At 35.7% G+C, this 19,933-nt stretch carries 21 protein-coding genes; 11 read left to right on the top strand and 10 right to left on the bottom strand.

All coding sequences use genetic code 11. From position 1 onward, the window contains the following. Nucleotides 1–16 precede the first annotated feature (16 nt). Nucleotides 17–1,252 (top strand): sulfate adenylyltransferase subunit 1, encoded by a 1,236-nt coding sequence (locus tag ACF3OC_RS10310; RefSeq protein WP_094281740.1) that lies wholly within the window; start codon nt 17–19, stop codon nt 1,250–1,252. A 257-nt stretch (nt 1,253–1,509) separates the two neighbouring features. Here the strand turns inward: ACF3OC_RS10310 and ACF3OC_RS10305 are convergent, their stop codons facing one another. From ACF3OC_RS10305 to ACF3OC_RS10295, 3 genes are all read right to left on the bottom strand, one after another. Then, a complete protein-coding gene (locus ACF3OC_RS10305) occupies nt 1,510–2,145 on the bottom strand; it encodes an FMN-dependent NADH-azoreductase (protein ID WP_094281738.1) in 636 nt (211 codons plus the stop codon). A gap of 58 nt (nt 2,146–2,203) precedes the next feature. Then, complete coding sequence (locus tag ACF3OC_RS10300) at nt 2,204–2,767, bottom strand: Crp/Fnr family transcriptional regulator (RefSeq protein WP_179221511.1); 564 nt, start codon at nt 2,765–2,767, stop codon at nt 2,204–2,206. 194 nt (nt 2,768–2,961) lie between these two features. Further along, nucleotides 2,962–3,327 (bottom strand): MerR family transcriptional regulator, encoded by a 366-nt coding sequence (locus ACF3OC_RS10295; protein WP_094281733.1) that lies wholly within the window; start codon nt 3,325–3,327, stop codon nt 2,962–2,964. Nucleotides 3,328–3,452: 125 nt separating this feature from the next. On the opposite strand from ACF3OC_RS10295, the gene ACF3OC_RS10290 reads away from it, so the two are divergent. Further along, on the top strand, nt 3,453–4,340 hold the full coding sequence (locus tag ACF3OC_RS10290; protein WP_094281731.1) for an SDR family NAD(P)-dependent oxidoreductase: 888 nt from the start codon (nt 3,453–3,455) through the stop codon (nt 4,338–4,340). 9 nt (nt 4,341–4,349) lie between these two features. Here the strand turns inward: ACF3OC_RS10290 and ACF3OC_RS10285 are convergent, their stop codons facing one another. Both ACF3OC_RS10285 and ACF3OC_RS10280 read right to left on the bottom strand, forming a co-directional pair. Further along, nucleotides 4,350–4,952, bottom strand: coding sequence for a hypothetical protein (locus ACF3OC_RS10285; protein ID WP_094281729.1), 603 nt, complete (start codon nt 4,950–4,952; stop codon nt 4,350–4,352). A 139-nt stretch (nt 4,953–5,091) separates the two neighbouring features. Then, the gene (locus ACF3OC_RS10280; RefSeq protein WP_094281727.1) at nt 5,092–5,862 is read right to left on the bottom strand and encodes a methyltransferase domain-containing protein; all 771 of its coding nucleotides are present in this window, start codon (nt 5,860–5,862) and stop codon (nt 5,092–5,094) included. 139 nt (nt 5,863–6,001) lie between these two features. On the opposite strand from ACF3OC_RS10280, the gene ACF3OC_RS10275 reads away from it, so the two are divergent. Continuing rightward, nucleotides 6,002–6,715 carry a DUF2711 family protein gene (locus ACF3OC_RS10275; protein ID WP_094256449.1) on the top strand — a complete coding sequence of 238 codons (714 nt, stop codon included), beginning with the start codon at nt 6,002–6,004 and terminating at the stop codon, nt 6,713–6,715. Between the two features lie 74 nt (nt 6,716–6,789). Then, the gene (locus tag ACF3OC_RS10270) at nt 6,790–8,325 is read left to right on the top strand and encodes a SulP family inorganic anion transporter (RefSeq protein WP_094281725.1); all 1,536 of its coding nucleotides are present in this window, start codon (nt 6,790–6,792) and stop codon (nt 8,323–8,325) included. 74 nt (nt 8,326–8,399) lie between these two features. Here ACF3OC_RS10270 and ACF3OC_RS10265 read toward each other — a convergent pair whose 3' ends face one another. Further along, complete coding sequence (locus tag ACF3OC_RS10265; protein WP_094281723.1) at nt 8,400–10,004, bottom strand: M60 family metallopeptidase; 1,605 nt, start codon at nt 10,002–10,004, stop codon at nt 8,400–8,402. 206 nt (nt 10,005–10,210) lie between these two features. Here ACF3OC_RS10265 and bla point away from each other — a divergent pair, with 206 nt between their 5' ends. The 3 genes from bla to ACF3OC_RS10250 all read left to right on the top strand — a co-directional run bounded on the left by bla (nt 10,211) and on the right by ACF3OC_RS10250 (nt 12,767). Then, a complete protein-coding gene (gene bla, locus ACF3OC_RS10260; protein WP_094281721.1) occupies nt 10,211–11,110 on the top strand; it encodes a class A beta-lactamase in 900 nt (299 codons plus the stop codon). 80 nt (nt 11,111–11,190) lie between these two features. Then, nucleotides 11,191–11,754, top strand: a complete 564-nt coding sequence (locus ACF3OC_RS10255; protein ID WP_094281719.1) for a DUF4256 domain-containing protein — start codon at nt 11,191–11,193, stop codon at nt 11,752–11,754. Between the two features lie 512 nt (nt 11,755–12,266). Further along, nucleotides 12,267–12,767: a YfbM family protein gene (locus ACF3OC_RS10250; RefSeq protein WP_094281717.1), complete on the top strand. Its 501-nt coding sequence runs from the start codon at nt 12,267–12,269 to the stop codon at nt 12,765–12,767. Between the two features lie 18 nt (nt 12,768–12,785). Here ACF3OC_RS10250 and ACF3OC_RS10245 read toward each other — a convergent pair whose 3' ends face one another. Further along, the gene (locus tag ACF3OC_RS10245; protein WP_094281715.1) at nt 12,786–13,688 is read right to left on the bottom strand and encodes a sugar phosphate isomerase/epimerase; all 903 of its coding nucleotides are present in this window, start codon (nt 13,686–13,688) and stop codon (nt 12,786–12,788) included. A 47-nt stretch (nt 13,689–13,735) separates the two neighbouring features. Continuing rightward, complete coding sequence (locus tag ACF3OC_RS10240) at nt 13,736–14,746, bottom strand: D-cysteine desulfhydrase family protein (RefSeq protein WP_094281713.1); 1,011 nt, start codon at nt 14,744–14,746, stop codon at nt 13,736–13,738. A 107-nt stretch (nt 14,747–14,853) separates the two neighbouring features. On the opposite strand from ACF3OC_RS10240, the gene gdhA reads away from it, so the two are divergent. Together gdhA and ACF3OC_RS10230 are read left to right on the top strand one after the other, a co-directional pair. Next, entirely contained in the window at nt 14,854–16,188 is a 1,335-nt protein-coding gene (gene gdhA / locus ACF3OC_RS10235; RefSeq protein ID WP_094256442.1) for an NADP-specific glutamate dehydrogenase, read from the top strand. Nucleotides 16,189–16,317: 129 nt separating this feature from the next. Then, the gene (locus ACF3OC_RS10230; protein WP_094256441.1) at nt 16,318–16,563 is read left to right on the top strand and encodes a hypothetical protein; all 246 of its coding nucleotides are present in this window, start codon (nt 16,318–16,320) and stop codon (nt 16,561–16,563) included. A gap of 188 nt (nt 16,564–16,751) precedes the next feature. Here ACF3OC_RS10230 and ACF3OC_RS10225 read toward each other — a convergent pair whose 3' ends face one another. Both ACF3OC_RS10225 and ACF3OC_RS10220 read right to left on the bottom strand, forming a co-directional pair. Next, on the bottom strand, nt 16,752–17,435 hold the full coding sequence (locus ACF3OC_RS10225; protein WP_094281709.1) for an NAD-dependent deacylase: 684 nt from the start codon (nt 17,433–17,435) through the stop codon (nt 16,752–16,754). Between the two features lie 66 nt (nt 17,436–17,501). Beyond that, nucleotides 17,502–17,795, bottom strand: a complete 294-nt coding sequence (locus ACF3OC_RS10220; RefSeq protein ID WP_094256439.1) for a DUF2892 domain-containing protein — start codon at nt 17,793–17,795, stop codon at nt 17,502–17,504. 118 nt (nt 17,796–17,913) lie between these two features. Here ACF3OC_RS10220 and ACF3OC_RS10215 point away from each other — a divergent pair, with 118 nt between their 5' ends. After that, on the top strand, nt 17,914–18,756 hold the full coding sequence (locus tag ACF3OC_RS10215) for an ATP cone domain-containing protein (protein ID WP_094281707.1): 843 nt from the start codon (nt 17,914–17,916) through the stop codon (nt 18,754–18,756). Then, on the top strand, nt 18,749–19,483 hold the full coding sequence (locus ACF3OC_RS10210; protein ID WP_094256437.1) for a TIGR00730 family Rossman fold protein: 735 nt from the start codon (nt 18,749–18,751) through the stop codon (nt 19,481–19,483). The genes ACF3OC_RS10215 and ACF3OC_RS10210 overlap by 8 nt, the downstream gene beginning before the upstream one ends. Nucleotides 19,484–19,933: the final 450 nt, after the last annotated feature.

Here is a 19,933-nt window from a genome sequence, read left to right as displayed (position 1 = left end):
TTGTGGAGGATATTAGATGAATATTTTGAAATTTCTAACGGCTGGATCTGTAGATGATGGTAAAAGTACCTTGATCGGCCGTCTTTTATATGATACCAATTCCATCCTGGATGATCAATTGGAAGCAATTCAAAAAGCAAACCGTAAAAATGACGATGGTACAATCGATTTGGCTATCCTGACGGATGGATTAAAAGCTGAACGTGAACAGGGAATTACAATCGATGTAGCTTATAAATATTTCCAAACTGAAAAAAGGAAATTTATTATCGCTGATGCACCCGGACATATTCAATATACTCGAAATATGGTGACTGGAGCATCAAATTCAGATTTGATCATCATCTTGGTCGATGCTAGAAAAGGAGTTATTGAACAAACTAAAAGACATTCCTTTATTGCCAAAATATTGGGAATCAAAAAGGTTTTGGTCTGTGTCAATAAAATGGATATGCTGGATTACGAACTGGCTGTTTTTGAAAACATCAAAACGGACTACCTAAGCCTAGCCAATAAATTAGGCTTGGATGATGTTGATTTTATTCCTGTATCAGCCTTAAAAGGTGATAATATCGTTCAAAAATCCCAGAGAATGCCTTGGTATCATGGTGCATCCTTATTAACCTACCTAGAAGATGTTGAATTTGAGGAGCTTACAAATAAAGGTTGGCGTTTCCCGGTACAATGGGTAGTACGTCCACAAAGTGCTGATTTACACGATTATAGGGGATATGCTGGCCGTGTGTTAGGAGAGGGGCTGAAAGTAGGAGAAGAGGTGCTGGTTTTACCAAACGGCTATAAATCAACTATTAAAGCAATAGAATTTGATAATCAACAATTAAATGAAGCAGAGAATGGATCTTCAGTAATTATCCATTTAGCGGATGAAATTGATATTTCCAGAGGCGATTTTATAGTTAGTGCAAATCATCCAGCTAAAACAGAGAAGTCCTTTGAAGCGAATATCTCATGGTTTGAAAATAAGCAACTGGACTTATCTCAAATTTATTTACTACAAACTCATTCTAAGGTTAGTAAAATTAAAATCCCTGAGATTTTATTTAAATATGATGTACATACGCAAGAACCACAATATGACCAAGCCATTGGCTTAAATGATATTGGCAGAGTATTAATAAAATCTGCTGATGAAATTGTTTATGACCAACAAAAAGATTTTCCAGAAAATGCTAGAGCAATAATAATTGATCCTAGAACAAATATTACAGTAGCTGCAGCAATTATTCAATAGCAATAAAAATTTTAATTCATATAACCGTTGGTAGGAAGGTTGGCCATATAGTCAACCTTTTTCATTTTTTATATATGGAAGGATATATTCAATAATTACTATTTAACATAATATAAATTATTTGACTAATATATTATTCTATTTAATAGGGTATGGAAATTATAACTTTATTTTATACCCAACCATTGATGATCCAACCCAAATTAGAGCGCTTGAAATCTATGAAAAACATAATTAAGATTTTGCAAATATTATCGCTAGTTTTTTAAGAACATATCTTCAATTTGTTTTTGTACACTAAGCTTTGTTTTTTCAAAAACTTCGCCTCCAAACTCTTCATTGTCTAGAGAAATTACTGTAATATCATGAATACCCAATGTTTTGAAGATAAACTGCAAATAAGTTGTTTGGAAATTCATGTGAGCATGTTGCTCCCCAGGCCCATACCCAGTATCTCCTCTAGCAGAAAGTATGAACATTTTTTTGTTTTTTAACAGACCAACATAATTACTATCGGGTTTCCCAGATTTGAATTTCCAAGTTTCGTTAATCCTCATTATTTGATCAATATAGGATTTTAGCGTCGATGGAATTCCCCAATTGTACATCGGAACTCCTAAAATAATAACATCCGATTCGTGTAATTCTTTGACTAGCTCATTACTAAGTTTTAAAGGTCTTTGATTTTCAGGAGTCCTATTTTCAGGTTTCGTAAATGAGGCTGTAATCCATTTGTTATCAATATGCGAAATGGGTGTCATACCAATTTCTCTAAATTTCACAACATCATTTGGATGCTTTCGCCACCAATTTTCTATAAATAATGCGGTCAAAAATCTGCTTTGTGAGTTTTCTATTCTTGAACTAGAGTTGATTACCAATATTTTTTTCATAACTAATAATTTATTCTTCAAAATTGTTAGTTTATGAAAATTTAAATATTAAGATTGTTTAAGATTTATTAATTTTTTTCTTCAAAATACTCAGAAATTCAGGTGTTATACCTAAAAATGAAGCAATTAAGTACTGTGGCATTCTTTCATTTAATTTAGAATATTGGGATATAAATTCTAAATATCTTTTTTCTGCATTGTTTGAATTGTATGTGAGAAATCTTTTTTGAATGGTAGTTAAATAATTTTGTAAAATTATTCTGAAAAACTTTTCCATTTTAGGAATCTTTTCCAACATATTATCAAATGAAATTTTACTTATTTGAAGAACTTTGGAATTTTCTAATGCTTGAATATTAAAATATGAATCCGTTTGATTTGAAAAACTTTCCAAATCACTTGCCCACCAATCTTCGATTGCTAGAAAGATAATCTCTTCTTTACCTGTTTCTTCATTTATTCGAAATGCTTTGAAACTGCCTTCTACAATATAGTTGTCATATTTACAAACATCGCCGTTTCGTAATAGAAACTCATTTTTATTTATCGCTTTTAGCTTCCAATATTTACTGATGTTGATTTCCTCATCTTGGGATAATGTAATGATTTCTTTAATTTTCAATATAAGTTGGGTTGTCATACACAATATCAAATAATTTTTGACTTGAAAGCATATATTTATATTATCACTCAATATAAATATTACTTTTCGTTGTTCCCATTTTTGAGGTTGTAAATTTTCTGCGGATATATTGGTATTCTCCGTTCGAAAGCATCATATTCATGACTATGTCACCCAAGAATATATTACTTATCTCAGCAATTACCACTTCCTAAACTCTCAATAACTTCCTGTAATTTTTTCTTTATATTTTTTAATTGCTTGACTTTTATATCAATTTCCTGAACCTTGGACTTAAACATTTCAATTTGCTCTTGGCTATTAGATTTTGGATTATACCAACTTTCCAATAGTTTCCGAATCTCTGCCAGCGTAAATCCAACTTCTTTAGCCTCTAAAATAATTTCCAAACGCTCAATTACATTGTTGTCATACCTTTTGTAATTATTCGTTCTTACAGTCTCATCCTTAATTCCTTGGATCAAACCAAGATTCTCATAATAGCGAATAGTATGGATGCTAACCCCTATCCTATTAGATAATTCATTGATTAATAACATGATAATAAATTTTAACAAAACTTTGACATAGTGTAGAGTATAGTCTATACTTGTCAGATGTAAAACTAGTATATACTTTTGTATCAACAAAATAATAGCGAAGATTAATAAATATTAAAAGCATCATGGAAAGCAAAATCATACTAATTACAGGAAGTACAGATGGAATAGGAAAAATAACAGCAACCGAACTTGCAAAACAAGGACATACTGTAATCATTCACGGACGGAATTTGGAAAAGGCTGAAAAAGTTCGCCAAGAAATACAAAACCAAACCGGGAATCCTAATGTCGACTTCCTAATTGCTGACCTGCTTTCTATGGCTGAAATCAAAAAAATGGCAGAAGATTTTATCATTAAATACAAGCATTTAGATGTGTTGATTAATAATGCAGGTGCCATCTTTGGTAAAGATAGAACAATCACAAAAGATGGATTTGAACAAACGATGATGCTTAATTTATTGGCTCCATTCTTATTGACAGATTTACTATTGGAATTCCTTCAAAAAAGCCAATCTGCAAGGATCATCAATCTTTATTCAGCCATGCATAGACGTGCTGGAAAACCAGATTTAAATGATTTTCAACTTGAAAAGAATTATAAGACTGATCGGGCCTATGGATTATCAAAACTCTACTTAGTTTGGACAACAAAACATTTGGCTCGGATATTAAAAGAAAAAGGAATTAATAATATTACCGTAAATGCATGTCATCCTGGTGCTGTAGCTACTAATTTTGGCCAAGATGCAGATAAAGGTTTTATCATAAATCTTATTTTTAAAGTAGCCTTAAAACTTATGCCTAAACCAGAAACTGGCGCAAGAACAAGTATTTACCTTGCTACTTCTCAAGAAGTTGAAAATGTTTCTGGCCAATTTTTCAACCAAAAAATGAAAATCGAAAAACCCGATGATAAATATTACTCTCTAGAAAATGAACAAACAGTATGGGAGTATTGTATGAAGGCAACAGAAAAGTTTAGAACAAATTTGATTTCAGCTATATAAAAAGTATTATCACTCAGTATAAATATCACTTTTCGTCATACCCATTTTTGAGGCAGTAAATTTTCCACGGATATATTGGTTTCCACCGTTCGAAAGCATCATATTCATGACTAAGTCACCTGAGAAAATGATTCTTTGATATTTGCGGTTGACCTTAACCTTATTGATATGTCCCGTGACAAACTGCGTAATGACTGGACGCTGGCTGGAAATAAAGGTTGTATCAACAATGGCATTGGATATGGATAAAGAGTCTTTTGGCGTTGAGAACCAATTGAAACTATCCATTTTGATTAAGGGTAATTCTACCTTATGCTTAAAGTTTAAATGTTGCGGAAGATCCAATTGGATTTCTAAACTATCTTTTACATTCGTAAATAATTTCCCAAAATCTACCTTGCTAACTGCAGGAACGAAAGTCTGCTCATAATCCTCCAAATCTTCCCAAATTGTATCAAGACGAATGTTCTCTGTATTAACCGTAGCTATTTCCGAAATATAATATTGATTCTCATCATCACCAATACGTTTGCTGGTTTCGCTTTCCTTGGAACAGGAAAGAGCAAAAAGACTTAGCAAAAAGAAGAATTTAATTGAATTCTTTACTTTCATAATTTAAGAAATGGAATATTCCATGGAATAATTTGGCACTAATTTAGTAAATATATGTAATCCCAAATATTTTTTTAACCAAAATTAACTCCTTAAATAGCAAAGTATCAGTAGCTTTCAATAAAAACGCACTTGCTGCCTACTTTTTCATCCTTCCGTAAATCAATATTCTTTTAAATGCATAGATGGCTGGAAATTTTGAATAGTGCTCCCCTACTCTTTTCTTGTATTCCGACACAAATCCTTCTTGCTCCTGATCCTTTAATAATTCCAGGTATGGAATAAGTGCGGAACCTGAAATAAAATCATATAGTTCCTCCACATTTTCAGCTATGATAGGATAAACCTTCTGGGAAATCTCAATATCTTGAATGCCATGATCAAATAAGATCTGAGCATATTCATCCATGGATAATACGGGTGATATTCTAGAAAAATTACTCAGTTGCTTTGCAAAAGGCTCTTCTTGAACCTGATTTAACAGTATTTGATTTAAGATATTCTCATTTTGTACCGGCATTTGGATGGCCAACTGACCTCCAGGATTAAGTCTTTGAATAATTTTTGGAAACAAGCTGGCATGATCATCAATCCATTGAAGAGCTGCATTACTGAAAATAAGATCCCATTTTTGATCGGAATCCATGGCTGTTTCAATTCCTTCCAACTTAAATTTTAGCCTATTGTTCTCATATCCTTTGGATTGTTCCAACATTTCTGCCGAACTGTCAACTCCTAAAATTTTAGCATCCTTATATCGATTTGTGATAATGGCCGTTTGTTCTCCAGTTCCACATCCCAAATCAATCCCTTCCATGGCCCCCTCATCTTCTATTAAACTTAATAAGTCATAAAAAGGCTTGTAACGTATATCTTTATAGCGATTGTAAACTTCTGGATCCCAAGGCATAAATTTTAATTTTGATTGATTCAAATCTATTAATAATAAAAGCAATGAATACTTTATTTTAACAATAAAATCCCAAATAACCTAAAAGAATTTTAATAACTTAGTTTTGAAAATACAATTTGACCAAACTGCTTAGCCCATGAAAAGTATCAGAAAATTACCCGATATGGACAGAAGTACAATTGGTCCGGCCGTTGATATTCCTATATTGACCTTCTATGAAGGTATCTTTGATTCGGTATTTCTCTCCTTGAATCCCTTTCTGCAATTACTCGATTCATCCACCCTTAAAATGGAGGAATTTTGGAATGAAGATCTACTCGATGATTTTAAAAAGCGAATTATTGAGAATACCAGCCCTATTTCCTGGCATGAAATCTTGATGTTGACTGGATTTAACAACATTATTAAAATCGATGTAGCCTTGCGTACCGCAATTACGGGATTGGTCGAAGAAAAAAGAAATTGTGTCTGGGAGGATATATTAATCCAAATAACGGATAAAAATCAGATGTTTATTCCTTCGGAAGGTTGTTTCCCTGAAATTCAAATAAATTTTATCCTCAAAGCCATAAAAAGGCAAGGTTATGATTGGATTTGTTTGGGAACTGAGTTTGGGGATTGTATGGAATTGGTCTGGATTGATGATCTTATAAATGATGTTATTGGAATTCAGCATAACAGAAACTTGTACACCTATGACCGGAAAATATTGATCACCTGCCATTGGGATAGCTTTCAGGTCTATATTTGTTCTAACCATGCCACGGTTAAAAAAATCGTTCATGATGCTCGCCTTGAAGGTTTTTATGCCAATCAAAAAACTGAAGTGTATTGGAGTACTAGAAAATAATTCTGAATAGTATCCGAATTACCCCTATCATTTTCGACAATATTTCTCATTTTTGTTTTTCTATTATTGGATCAATGAAGCTTCAAGCCATCAATCTGCTCTCTAAGGAAAAGATAAACTATAAAAACGAAATACTTGCTGGATTAACGGTCTCCATGACCATGATTCCGGAATCTTTATCATTTGCCATTTTAGCTGGATTAAGCCCCTTAACGGGATTGTATGCCGCCTTTTTGATGGGTATAGTGACTGCAATTCTTGGCGGTAGACCGGGCATGGTATCCGGTGGTGCCGGTGCAACTATCGTTGTTTTGATGGCCCTAGCCGCTTCCCATGGGGTTGAATATCTCTTTGCAGCCGTGGCATTGGCCGGATTGATGCAAATCCTTGTCGGAGCCTTTAAATTAGGAAAGTTTATCCGTTTGATTCCCCAACCTGTGATGTATGGCTTCCTTAACGGACTTGCCATCATTATTTTTATGGCTCAACTCAAGCAATTTAAGTTTATCCAAAATGGAGCTGAAGTATGGATGTCGGGAACTCCCCTACTTATCATGGCGGCTTTGACGCTATTGACCATAATCGTCGTATTAACTTTTCCTCGAATAACAAAAGCAGTTCCGGCCTCCTTGGTCGCTATTATGCTGACCTTCGCTTTGGTTTATTTTCTAAAAATTGATACCAAAAAAGTTATTGATATAGCCTCAGTAAGTGGTTCATTTCCATCTTTTCATATCCCGAATGTGCCTTTCAATTTGGTAACTTTAAAGATAATCTTTCCTTATGCTTCTGTTATGGCTGCAGTTGGATTGATCGAATCCTTATTGACCCTGAATATGGTGGATGAGATCACCAATACCAAAGGCAGTTCTAACCAAGAGGCAATCGCACAAGGTTCCGCAAACGTCATTAATGGATTCTTTGCGGCAATGGGTGGTTGTGCTATGGTAGCTCAAACCCTCGTGAACATCAATGCTGGTGCAAGAACTAAAATATCAGCTATGGTAGGCGCATTAGGAATACTGTTTGTGATCCTCGTCGGCGGAAATGTAATTGAACAAATCCCCATGGCAGCCTTGGTAGGTGTCATGATGATGGTGGCCATTTCTACTTTTCAGTGGGGATTTCTCAGATTACTGAATAAAATGCCCAAATCTGATGTTATCGTCGGTATTTTGGTCGCTGCAATAACCGTCATTCTCCATAATTTAGCCCTCGCAGTTTTAGTGGGTGTCATTATTTCTGCATTAGTGTTCTCCTGGGACAATGCCAAAAGAATTCGGGCCAGGAAATCTGTGGCTGAAAATGGTGCCAAAATCTATGAAATTTACGGTCCCCTATTCTTTGGATCTACGAGTAATTTCATGGATAAATTTGACTTCCAAGAAGATCCTGAGCATATAATTATCGACTTTCAGGAATCCCGGGTGGTTGATATGTCGGCCATTGAAACCCTGAAGAAGCTAATTCAGAAATACCAGGATCAACATAAAAAGGTTACCCTCAGACATCTAAGTCCAGATTGCGTCCGATTATTGGATAATGCAAAAGGTTTTATCGAAGTGGATATTGAAGAAGATCCAACTTATAAGGTTATGCCTAAAGGATAAAATGACTGCATAAAAAAGGCGGAACTTAATGTCCGCCATATTCTATATTTAGCTCAGGTTTTTCATAGGCTTTTTTAAATCTTATCTGTTAGGGTACTGATATCCAACTTAGGCTTAGCAAGGTTCATTGCTTTGATTGCTGATTTACAAGCATCCACCATCTCCTGAGTCATCTTATACTCATAATCCCCGTAATCATCATATTTCATCTCGCCCACATAGAAAAATCCATATTGGTCAAAGAATTCTGTTAAATCAGTTTTCGAAACCTGACAAGCCGTTTTGATGAAGTTCAATTGATGTACTGCTGGATTTCTCTCCACAACAGTTGCCTCTTTCCCCCATCTTTCACGGATTCTTTGACGACTCGGACTATTATTGCTGTTTTGATTTCTTAAGGTTTCAAATAAATCTGGGTAAAAATCTGGATTGTTCCCTGCTCCTTCAAAATAAAGCTGTAATTGCCAAAATGGAACCAATCGGTTGAAAACATCGGGATCTTGTAGATAGGAAATCTTCTTGTCAATAATGCTTGCCCTAGCTTTATTGAAGTTATCTTGATCTAGAATCCGAGATTCATTACCAAAGGAACGCATAACATATAGGGAATAAATATTATTACTTACTTCACCTAATCCACCCCAACTTAACATTGGACTTGTTTGGTGAACATGACCTACTTCATGACTAAATCCCCAACATGGATCCCCATTGATTACAGAACTTGGATCCAATACCATTTTCATCGCATAACCTTGTTTATCCCCCATATAAGCAACTCCATCCCCATCCCTAAACATATAATAGTTATAGTTTACACGAGCTAAAATCTTATTATCAGGAACCTTATTATACTTGATCAATCCCATCAATCGGTGTTGACGATATACCAATGAATCGTAATTGCTGATCAGCTCCTTCCCTCTTCCATAAGCAAATTTCTTAAGGTCTTCGACAGGATAAGCCGTTTGAATATGCTTTCCTTTTGCATCTAAGATTGGATAGACTGCATGGTCCAAAAAGGAATTCCAATCTTGATCTGAATGTTTGTTGATATCAAAATAACCATTCGCTTGACCTGAAATAAAGTGAACAGAAATTGGTTTCTCTTCCTTTGGTTTATCAGAGAAATAACTGATATAGGCCAAGCTTCCGAAATCCTTAAGATCAATAATATTAACCCCATTTCGTAAGACAAATTCCTTTTTCTCTATTCCCCAGCCTTTTGGATCCTTGGTTGGCTCCTCAGGATTTGGAGCTTTACGCAACCAATTAGGTATTATCAATTTTATATCCTTTCCTTCCACAATCCCATCTGCAATCAAGATATGCTTGCCTTCCGGAAGATAAACACCGGTTACATTCTCATATTTGCTATAACCATCCCCAATACTCAATTGCTGTCCTAAGGTGCGAGGTGATAATAAAGCCTCATAGGTATGATATTTATATTCATTGATTTTCTTACCAGCTTTAAGCTCATTGGCCAACAAACGAATGTCATCGTTCTTGATTTGATCAATTTGTTTCTTGTTTACTCCTTTTTTAAGCTGCAAGGCTAATCCATCTTGAAAGACTGTTAAATCAGAGTATACCTGATGCAATTCTTCTGCTGTCTGAGCTTGAAGACCAGAGGTAAGGACTAATGCCAAGGAAAAGGTTAATAAGGTTTTTTTCATAATTATTGATTTGAACAATTCCTAAAATACATGATTTTTCTTATCTCGTAAACGCCCTATTTATCCTTAGGCCTCTAAATCCCCTGTATTTAATGTTGCAATCGTTTGAGTAAAAAATCTATTTCTTTCATTATTTTTATTGTCTTACCAAAAAACAATATTATCCAATCCGATTCGTTCAATTTTTAGATATACAATTATTCCAAATGACAAAACAAATTTATTGCCTTATCTTCCTATTTATTGGCTTTTCATGCCCTTCTTCAGCGCAAACTCATACCGATCTAAAAAAGCAAATCGATGAAATTTTAAATAGTTATGATGCAAAGGCTGGAATAGCCATCCATAATCATGACTTTAGCGATAGCCTCATTATTAATGGGAACCATAAGTATCCTTTACAGAGTACTTATAAATTTCATTTAGGCATAGCAATTCTCGACCAAGTGGATAAAGGGAAATTATCACTTGACCAACCTGTAGAATTTAGCAAAGAAATGTTGAAGACTGATTTATATAGCCCAATTAAGGATAAATACCCTAATGGCGTAACCTTACCTTTAAGTGAAGTTATGCGGTATACCATAGCCGAAAGTGACAACATCGGATGTGATGCCATGTTTGAATTGCTTGCTGGACCGGATAAGGTACAAGAATATTTTGTAGAGAAAGGTTATACAGAACAATCCATCAAAACCAATGAAGCTGTCCAACAGGCAGACTGGGATATTCAATTTCAAAACTGGACCAAAGTTAGTCAAGCTAACAAAATCTTGTTTGACTATTATACAAATACCAAAAATCTGCTTTCAGAAAGCTCACATAAATTTCTTTGGGATACCATGCGTTCTACAAGCACCGGCAAGAATAGAATCAAAGGACTATTGCCAAAAGGAACAACAGTTGCTCATAAAACAGGGTATTCTGGAGTGAATAAGAAAACGGGAATTACAGCTGCAGTCAATGATATAGGCGTCATCAGTCTCCCTAATGGTCAAGTGCTTTATATTTCAGTCTATGTAACTGATTCAAAAGAAACTGAACCTCAAAGTGCCAGCATTATTGCAAAAGTATCCAAAGCCGCATTTGACTATTTTAATAAATAACATTAAAAACCAATGAATTTCAAAACAACTCGATTAATTTCCTGTTTGAACAATTAACTTTGTTATTTACTGATTCCAAAATGAAACCAACAAATCACACATTAGACCCACAACGCATGGAGGAACTCTATGCAATCCTACAAAAGAGATTTGAAAAGAACATGCATAGACATCCTAACCTGAACTGGTCAGATGTTAAATCCAAATTAGATGCTTCTCCGGAGAAATTCTGGTCCATCAATGAAATGGAGATTACCGAGGGTGAACCCGATGTCGTATCAATTTATGATAATGACGAAATTATTTTTATTGATTGTTCTCCAGAAAGCCCCAAAGGAAGGCGTAGTTTATGTTATGATGAAGAAGCTCTAGAATCAAGAAAAGAACATAAGCCTAAGGATTCAGCAATCAATTTAGCCAAGCATATGGGCGTAAAAATCCTGAATGAACAAGAATATGCTGCATTGCAATCCTTGGGGCAATTTGATGCTAAAACCTCTAGCTGGCTAGAAACACCTTCCGAAGTTCGTGAAAAAGGCGGTGCTATCTTTGGAGACTTCCGCTTTGGTCGAGTATTCACCTACCATAATGGTGCGGAATCTTACTATGCGGCTCGAGCTTTTCGAGCAATATTAACTCTTTAAATATCCGCCGCTGCTTGACAAGCTCTGACAGGTAGAAAATCGTTGACGACAACCTTATCAAGACAAAGAATTATTTTGGTAAAATCTATTGAATAAACCTTTCGCTTTTTGTCAACCTATTTCAGTACAAGACATCCGTAATTAATTGTAGTAAAGTTCAATTATAATTCAGCGCTTTACCTCACTTTCTACGGACTTTCTCCGGACCTTCTTCGGAGCTTGTTCGGAAAAATTCGAACAAGGTCCGATGATGATCCGAAGGAAATCAGACCCAATTCCTTGGAAAAACATAATTATATCTGGGTTATTCCCTTATCAGACTCGGACTCTTTATTCAATTGAAAATCGTCGCAAGACATTTTAAATAAAAAGCCAATTTTTAACATGCTGCAAGATGAATTGTCTTATTATGGCATTATTATTTCTTTTAGATAGGTGTTGACAAGCATGGACAGGAATGATATTCACTTTGATTCATTCCTTTTGCTTATATTTATTATAAACTTTAGATTATGGAGATGTACTGTACTCTTCGTCGGGTAAGCCAAGAGAAATTAGATTCTTATATTCAGGATAATCATTTATTATTGGAAGATTTCTTTTCCAATGAATTTAGGGAAGTGCCGCAGTTGGATATTGATAAATCTTGGGCAGGAATCCAATATTTATTGGAGAAGGTATCGGAACAACAAGATAGCGGTCTTAATTTAGCGGAGATAATATCTGGAAACTCAAGCATACATAAGATTGGAGATTCCTATGAGGAGCGTGTAAGATACTTGGTTCCCAAGGACGTAAAAGTACTTAATGAAGAATTAAAAACGCTTAAATCAGAGCAGTTGAGAACTCATTTTAATTCGAAAGCTATGCTGGAACTTGCGATATATCCTGGGATTTGGCAAGACGAACATAGCTTTGCGTATTTAAGTGAATATTTTACGAAGCTTCAAAGTTTTTACCAGCATGCCAGTTGGGCCAACGAAGCTGTGGTTATCATGATTAATCCTTCATGATTAGGATTTCTGGAAAGATTATGAACGGATAATTTGATCCAATTGTTCTGATAATTTCTGAAGAACTGTTCTATCCCCTCCATTCACCTCCAAGGTCATGTATTCACCTTTATAATTGATTTTTTTAATAGTTTCCATGACTTTAGCCCAGTTGACATCACCTTTAGTCAATTCCACATTAAAGCCTTTTCCTACCCCGCCTTCATTCATAATCTTTGTGCTGTATTCCTTAACGTGTAATTTAAAGACCTTATCCCCCAAAACTTCTAACCAATGATCTGGCCATCCATATCGCAATATATTGCCGAGATCAAAATACCAACCTACCAAGGGATGATTTATTTTATCCAAAAAATCCTTGGCTTCAATTGGACTTAGAATAAAATTATTCCAAACGTTTTCTAAACCAATTTTGATCCCAGTTTTTTCTGCATAGGGAATCAGTTTCTTAATAGAATCCAAAGCATTGTTATAAGCTGTTTGATAAGAAACTTTATCATTTACGACTCCTGGAACAACAAGTAGCGTATCACCACCTAGCTTTTTAGTTTCTTCTAAAGATTGACCAATGGATTTGATGATAAAACTTCGAACTTCAGCATCCGGATCTGATAATGGTTTTCCCCAATGATCTTTATTGACTGTACTTGGAATCTCCACTCCTGTTTTATCGCGCGCATCTAATAATTCCTTGATTGGAATATCAAGGGGACTGTTAAATTCAATTCCGTCAAATCCTAGATCTTTTACTAGTTTGAATTTGTCCAAAACAGAAAGTTCCTCCTTGATCATCCAATAGCCTATTCCTTTTTTGATTTTTATGGGATCGGCAGTCAGACCAAATGGATTCGCGAATGCTTGTGAAGTTAAAGCAGCAGTTCCTAATATTCCTAAGGATTTAATAAAATCTTTACGTTGCATAGGTTAAATAAAATGTGAATTAAGGTTGAAGTTTTAAATATAGGGAATTAAAACCAATTGCTATAGGCAAACAAACCTGTAACACCTCCTGTATGGATAAAAAGAATGGGTTCACCTTTGGGGTACTTTCCTAATTTGATATCATTGATTAATCCTGTAAAGGCCTTTCCAGTGTAAACTGGATCAAGGAATACGCCTTCTAATTTCGCCAAGTGTTTGATCGTCCCGAGGGTTTCCTTATTCGGGATACCATAGGCCTCCCCTACATAATCATTGCTAAGATGATAATCTGGATTAGCAGAAATGCCGAATATTTCCAATATTCCTTCGGTTATTTTTTTGGTTTCACCAAATATGGGTTCTCTATCGGGTTGGACATTATACGCCTGGATAAAAGATTTTTTGCCAAGAATTTCATAACCAGCAATAAGGCCAGCATGTGTGCCCCCGGAGCCACTTGCAAGCGCGATATGTTGAAAATCAACCCCTAAGGCCTTGGACTGCTCTTCAATTTCATAGACAGAACGTGCATATCCAAATCCACCAACAATATTGGAGCCACCTACAGGGATAAAGTACACCCTATCCCCTTCTGTTTCATAATGCTTTGTCAGACTTAGGATAAAATTTGATGCGGTTCCATCATTGGGTATTTCATGGATATTGGCATCGACAATATTATCCAATACCAGGTTTCCATTGAGTTGATAACTCTCTGTATCCATTGGAACTGAATTTTTGAGGATTAAATCAACTTCGAATCCTAGCATTTTTCCAGTGATGGCGGTTAGCCGAGCATGATTGGATTGACGGGCACCGATGGTAATCACTCGGTTGGCATTTTGATTTTTGGCTTCAGCCAATAGGTATTCAAGTTTCCGTAGTTTATTTCCTCCGGTTCCAATCTCAGTTAAATCATCACGTTTTATATAAATTGGGGTATCTAATTCTTTGCTCAAGGATTTTAGAAACAACAATGGGCTGGATTGGTTTAAGAGGTTGATTCTATGAAAACCATTTTTCAATAGATGGGTATCAAACCCTTTAACTTCTTTCATACTATGAAATTAAGGAAAATTCTATTGTAATTAAAAACATAAAATATTGGCATTTTTATGATATTTTTGGTAATATTGCGTTGAATCAAATAATTATTTATTAATAAATGTCCCTTAATTTTAAGAATTTCATTAAACAAGTAGGCCAGCGTAACCCAAATGAGCCTGAATTTTTACAAGCGGTAACTGAAGTTGTTGAGGATTTAATTCCTTACATCATTGAAAACAGACAAGATTTTATCGATTTAAAAATCCTGGAAAGAATGGTAGAACCTGAGCGTGTTGTTTCCTTTCGTGTTGCATGGTTAGATGATAAAAATCAAATTCAGGTTAATCGCGGCTATCGTGTTCAGATGAACTCGGCAATTGGTCCATATAAAGGTGGATTAAGATTCGCTCCGGATGTGAATTTGAGTATCTTAAAATTCTTAGCTTTTGAGCAGGTTTTCAAAAATAGCTTGACAGGATTACCAATTGGTGGCGGTAAAGGTGGGTCGGATTTCGATCCTAAAGGTAAATCAGATAATGAAATTATGCGTTTCTGCCAGAGTTTCATGACTGAATTGCAACGTCATATTGGCTCTGAAACTGATGTGCCTGCTGGTGATATCGGCGTCGGAACCCGTGAAGTGGGATATTTATTTGGACAATATAAAAGACTGCAAAACAATTTCTCAGGAGTATTGACTGGTAAAGGCACCCAATGGGGTGGTTCTTATATCCGTCCTGAAGCAACAGGTTATGGTCTCCTCTATTTTGTTCAATGTGTATTGGATTATAATAATGAAAATATCGAAGGCAAAGTAATAAGTATTTCCGGAGCAGGAAATGTCGCTTATTATGCCGCTGAAAAAGGAATACAATTAGGTGCGAAAGTAATTACCCTATCGAATAGTCAGGGAACGATCTACGATAAAGAAGGTTTTACCTTAGAGAAGCTAGCCTATATCGCGACATTAGGTCGGGATATCGCAAAATTTGCTAAGAAATATCCTTCAGCAAGCTATCATGCCAAAGAAAATCCTTGGCAATTTAAATGTGACATTGCATTACCATGTGCAACCCAGAATGAAATCAACGAATCTGATGCTAAAAAATTAGTGAAGAATGGTTGTAAGATAGTGGCTGAGGGTGCAAATATGCCTTCTACGGCGGAAGCAATTCGCGTTTATCACCAAGCAAAAATTCATTTTGGCCCAGGAAAAGCTGCCAATGCTGGTGGTGTTGCTGTTTCTGGTTTAGAGATGTCGCAAAACGCCATTGGACAACAATGGTCTCCTGAGAAAGTTGATCATCGTTTAAAATTAATTATGGAGAATATCCATAAAACATGTGTGCGTTTCGGTAAAGAACCTACAGGGTATATCAATTACTTGCGAGGTGCTAATATCGGTGGCTTTATTAAAGTTGCCGAAGCGATGAAAGCACAAGGAGTCGTTTAGAATAGTAATAATTTATATTTTTGAAGTTCTGGTCATTATTGACCAGAACTTTTTTTTGCATTTATTCAAAAACTGGAAACAGTTTGATGAATGCCAGGACAAATTTGATAAAATTAAAAAATTAATAAAATGCGCGTATTAGCAGAATTGCCACATCCGGATTGTAAGATTAGTATATTTGGTATGAACCAAAAGTTCATCATCAAATTTGAGCAAGGGAGTTTGGAGCAATCCTATAAATTAGCTGAAGCTGATGTTGTAGGTGGAGTCAATGGAGTATTTGAAATGCTCGATGATGAATTTATGAAAAAGGTATTAGACTTATTTTCCCAAATGCGAGCCTCAATTTTGGAAACATACAATAAATATCAATAAATACTATATGTAGTGTTTGTAATGTACTGATAATATATTAGTTATAAATACAAAACCTCCAAAACCAAATAAAATTTGGCTTTGGAGGTTTTTTTATACCCTAAACAATTTGTTTAATTTAAATCTTGAATATATATAAAATATATAACATGCTGATAAATAGCACACTTATATACAGTTACAAAATTTTATTTTGCAAGCAAATCCGCCAAATAATCAACACCTTTACTCGCTTTTTCCGCAATTTTAATAACTACCGGTGGCACATTGTATTGCTCTGCATTGGGGTCAATTAGAATCAATTTACAATCAGGTTTAGTTTCATAAATCAGGTTGGCTGCTGGGTACACTTGCAAGGAAGTTCCTATGGTGACAAAGACATCCGCCTGTCTTGCCAATTTATAAGCTTCATTCATATTTGGCACCTGCTCCCCAAACCAAACGACATGCGGCCGTAGCTGAGAACCCAATTCACATTGATCACCAGTCTTGATGTCAGCTCCCTCTATATCATAAATTAGATTAGGATTTACAGAAGATTGTGATTTCCGAATTTGCCCATGTAAATGTAGAACCTTATTACTTCCAGCACGCTCATGTAGATCATCTATATTTTGGGTAATGATGGTGATATCATATTCCTTTTCAAGTTCAGCTAATTTCAAATGTGCATGATTAGGTTGTACATTGAGGCAGTCTGCTCTTCTTTTATTATAAAATTTCTGTACCAATTCCGGGTCACGTTGCCAAGCTTCAGGTGTTGCGACATCTTCAATTCGATGACCTTCCCAAAGTCCGTCCGACCCTCTAAAGGTTGGAAGTCCACTTTCAACAGATATACCAGCGCCAGTAAAAACGACTATCTTTTTCATAAATATGGATTAAAAAAAATCGGTTTCATTATTCAATGAAACCGACTGTAAAAATAATTGTGTTTTTTATTTTACAAAATATCTGTGTTCAATTACTGTTGCTTCAGGTTTCTTTTCTTCAATTGCCTCCTTTATTGGGCAACTTCCTGTAACACCTCTAAGAATAAGTGCACCACCTAAAGTGATTCCTGAAAATGCTGTAATGGGGTTCTTCAAAAGCTTTCTTGCGCCCATTCCAACAATAAATCCACCAGCAATTACCGATAATATACGTTCTGAAGTACCTACGTTGCCATATTCGCAGGATTCCTCAAGTTTAGTTTTTACCTTGTCTATTGCAAAATTTAAAATACCGCTCATAATTTTCGAAATTTAATCCTATACAATATAACGATTGAAATATTAAAATGTTTCTACTTGGGTATAAATTTTGTGTTTAGGACATTAATATTTGTAAATTCATACAGAAAAGAAAAACATGCGCGTAAAAAAATATTCAGGTGAGCTGGTGCCTTTTGATGAAACAGCATTACGACGCTCCTTAACCCGTTCCGGAGCAAATGAACAAGAAGTAAATTTGGTATATAACTCCATTAAAGATTCTTTATATGATGGGATTTCCACTAAAGAACTTTATGAGATGGCATTTAATGCTCTGAGAGGCAAGAAAAATTCTTATGCTGCTCGTTACAGCTTAAAAAGAGCAATTCGCGAATTGGGCCCTGAAGGTTTCTATTTTGAGAAATGGATTGCACGCTTATTTCAGGAAGACGGTTATGAAGCCGTGACTGGCCAAACCGTACAAGGTCATGCTGTAAGCCATGAGATTGATGTCGTTGCCCTGAAGGGAGATGAAATGCTAGCCATTGAATGCAAATTCAGAAATGATGCCGATGCGAAGATATCTGTGACTACTCCTATGTATTTTAAGTCCAGAAAGGAAGATATCACCGGGATATCATATACTTTCTTCAATAAGAATCATGAATTTACCGACGGCTGGTTGGTTACCAATGCCTATTTAACCTCTGATTCTGTTACATTTGGTGAATATTATAAGGTAAACCTATTGTCCTGGGATTATCCCAAGGGAAGCTGTTTAAAAACCAGAGTAGATAGCAATGCGGAGTATCCAGTTACCTGCTTAACCAATATTACAGCCCAGGATAAAGCGATGTTATTGAAGTTTCAATGTATTTTAGTAAAAGATTTAGTGAAATCGCCTCAGATATTAGATAAAATTCAAGTTGCTAAAGATAAACAAAAACTTATCCTCAAGGAGGCGAATGAATTAATTAACAGTCCATTAGAACATGAGTAATAAATTTGTAAGAGAGGAGATAAATTTTCTCAAAGGCGCTCGGGGACGTTGGAATGAGTTGAAATATGCGCTTGGCGTGGTATTTCAATTCATGAAGGGATTTCGGACCTTACATTTCGTAGGTCCCTGTGTCACAGTATTTGGTTCGGCTCGATTTGGAGAAGACCATCCCTATTATATTCAGGCAAGGGAGCTATCTGCGAAGCTTGCGGAACAAGGATTTACCATTATGACTGGCGGTGGCCCCGGAATTATGGAAGCCGCAAATCGTGGCGCGAAAGATGTCGATGGAAATTCTGTAGGCTGTAATATCGTGTTACCACATGAACAGAAGCATAATCCCTATATGGATAAGTTCGTGAATATCGAATATTTCTTCGTTCGTAAGGAATTGCTACGCAAGTATTCATTTGCCTTCGTCATTATGCCGGGTGGATTTGGAACCTTGGATGAGTTTTTCGAAACCCTAACCCTCATCCAAACGAAGAAGATCTCGCAGTTCCCCATCGTTATCATGGGAATGGATTACCATAAAAACATCAAAGAACATGTTGATATGATGATTGAAGCCAAAACCATCAGCCCTGAAGACCAGGATCTATTATTGTTCACCGATGATATCCATGAAGCTGCGCTACATATCATGAAATACGCAAATACCAATAAAATCGTCGAACTCAAAGAACCAAAACCTAGTTGGATACTGGGTGAGAAAAAGGCGATTTAGAAAACAAACTGTTGCCCCTATGGGGCTGTACGTCTGTTAACATATTCCTGGCTACAAATATGTCACCCCTACGGGGCTTGATAATACAAAGCGGAGAAAAAAACTCCAGAGGAGTTTAATGTTAGTAATAGGAGGTGTAAAATGAAATAAGCCCCGACCAAACGCAATCGCTAAAGCGATTGCGTTTGGTCGGGGCTATTTGTTAATACTATCAGGTTACTAATATTGAACCCCCCTGGGGTTCCTACAAATATGTCGCCCTTACAGGGCTATGAAACGTGTAAGGGCGTATGCGATATTAATGATATTAAAGGGCGTATGGGATGTTAAAAATGGCGTATGCGATATTAATGATATTAAAGGGCGTATGCGATACGCCCCTACCAAAATTTACCAAAATAGATTCTTCATCTTCGATTCAGAATGACAATTTCCCGTTATTTTTATTTA

The organism is Sphingobacterium cellulitidis, assembly GCF_043187465.1.
Taxonomy (GTDB): domain Bacteria; phylum Bacteroidota; class Bacteroidia; order Sphingobacteriales; family Sphingobacteriaceae; genus Sphingobacterium; species Sphingobacterium cellulitidis.
The sequence above is the reverse complement of the archived record's forward strand: the minus strand, read 5'-3'. Positions and strand labels throughout refer to the sequence as shown.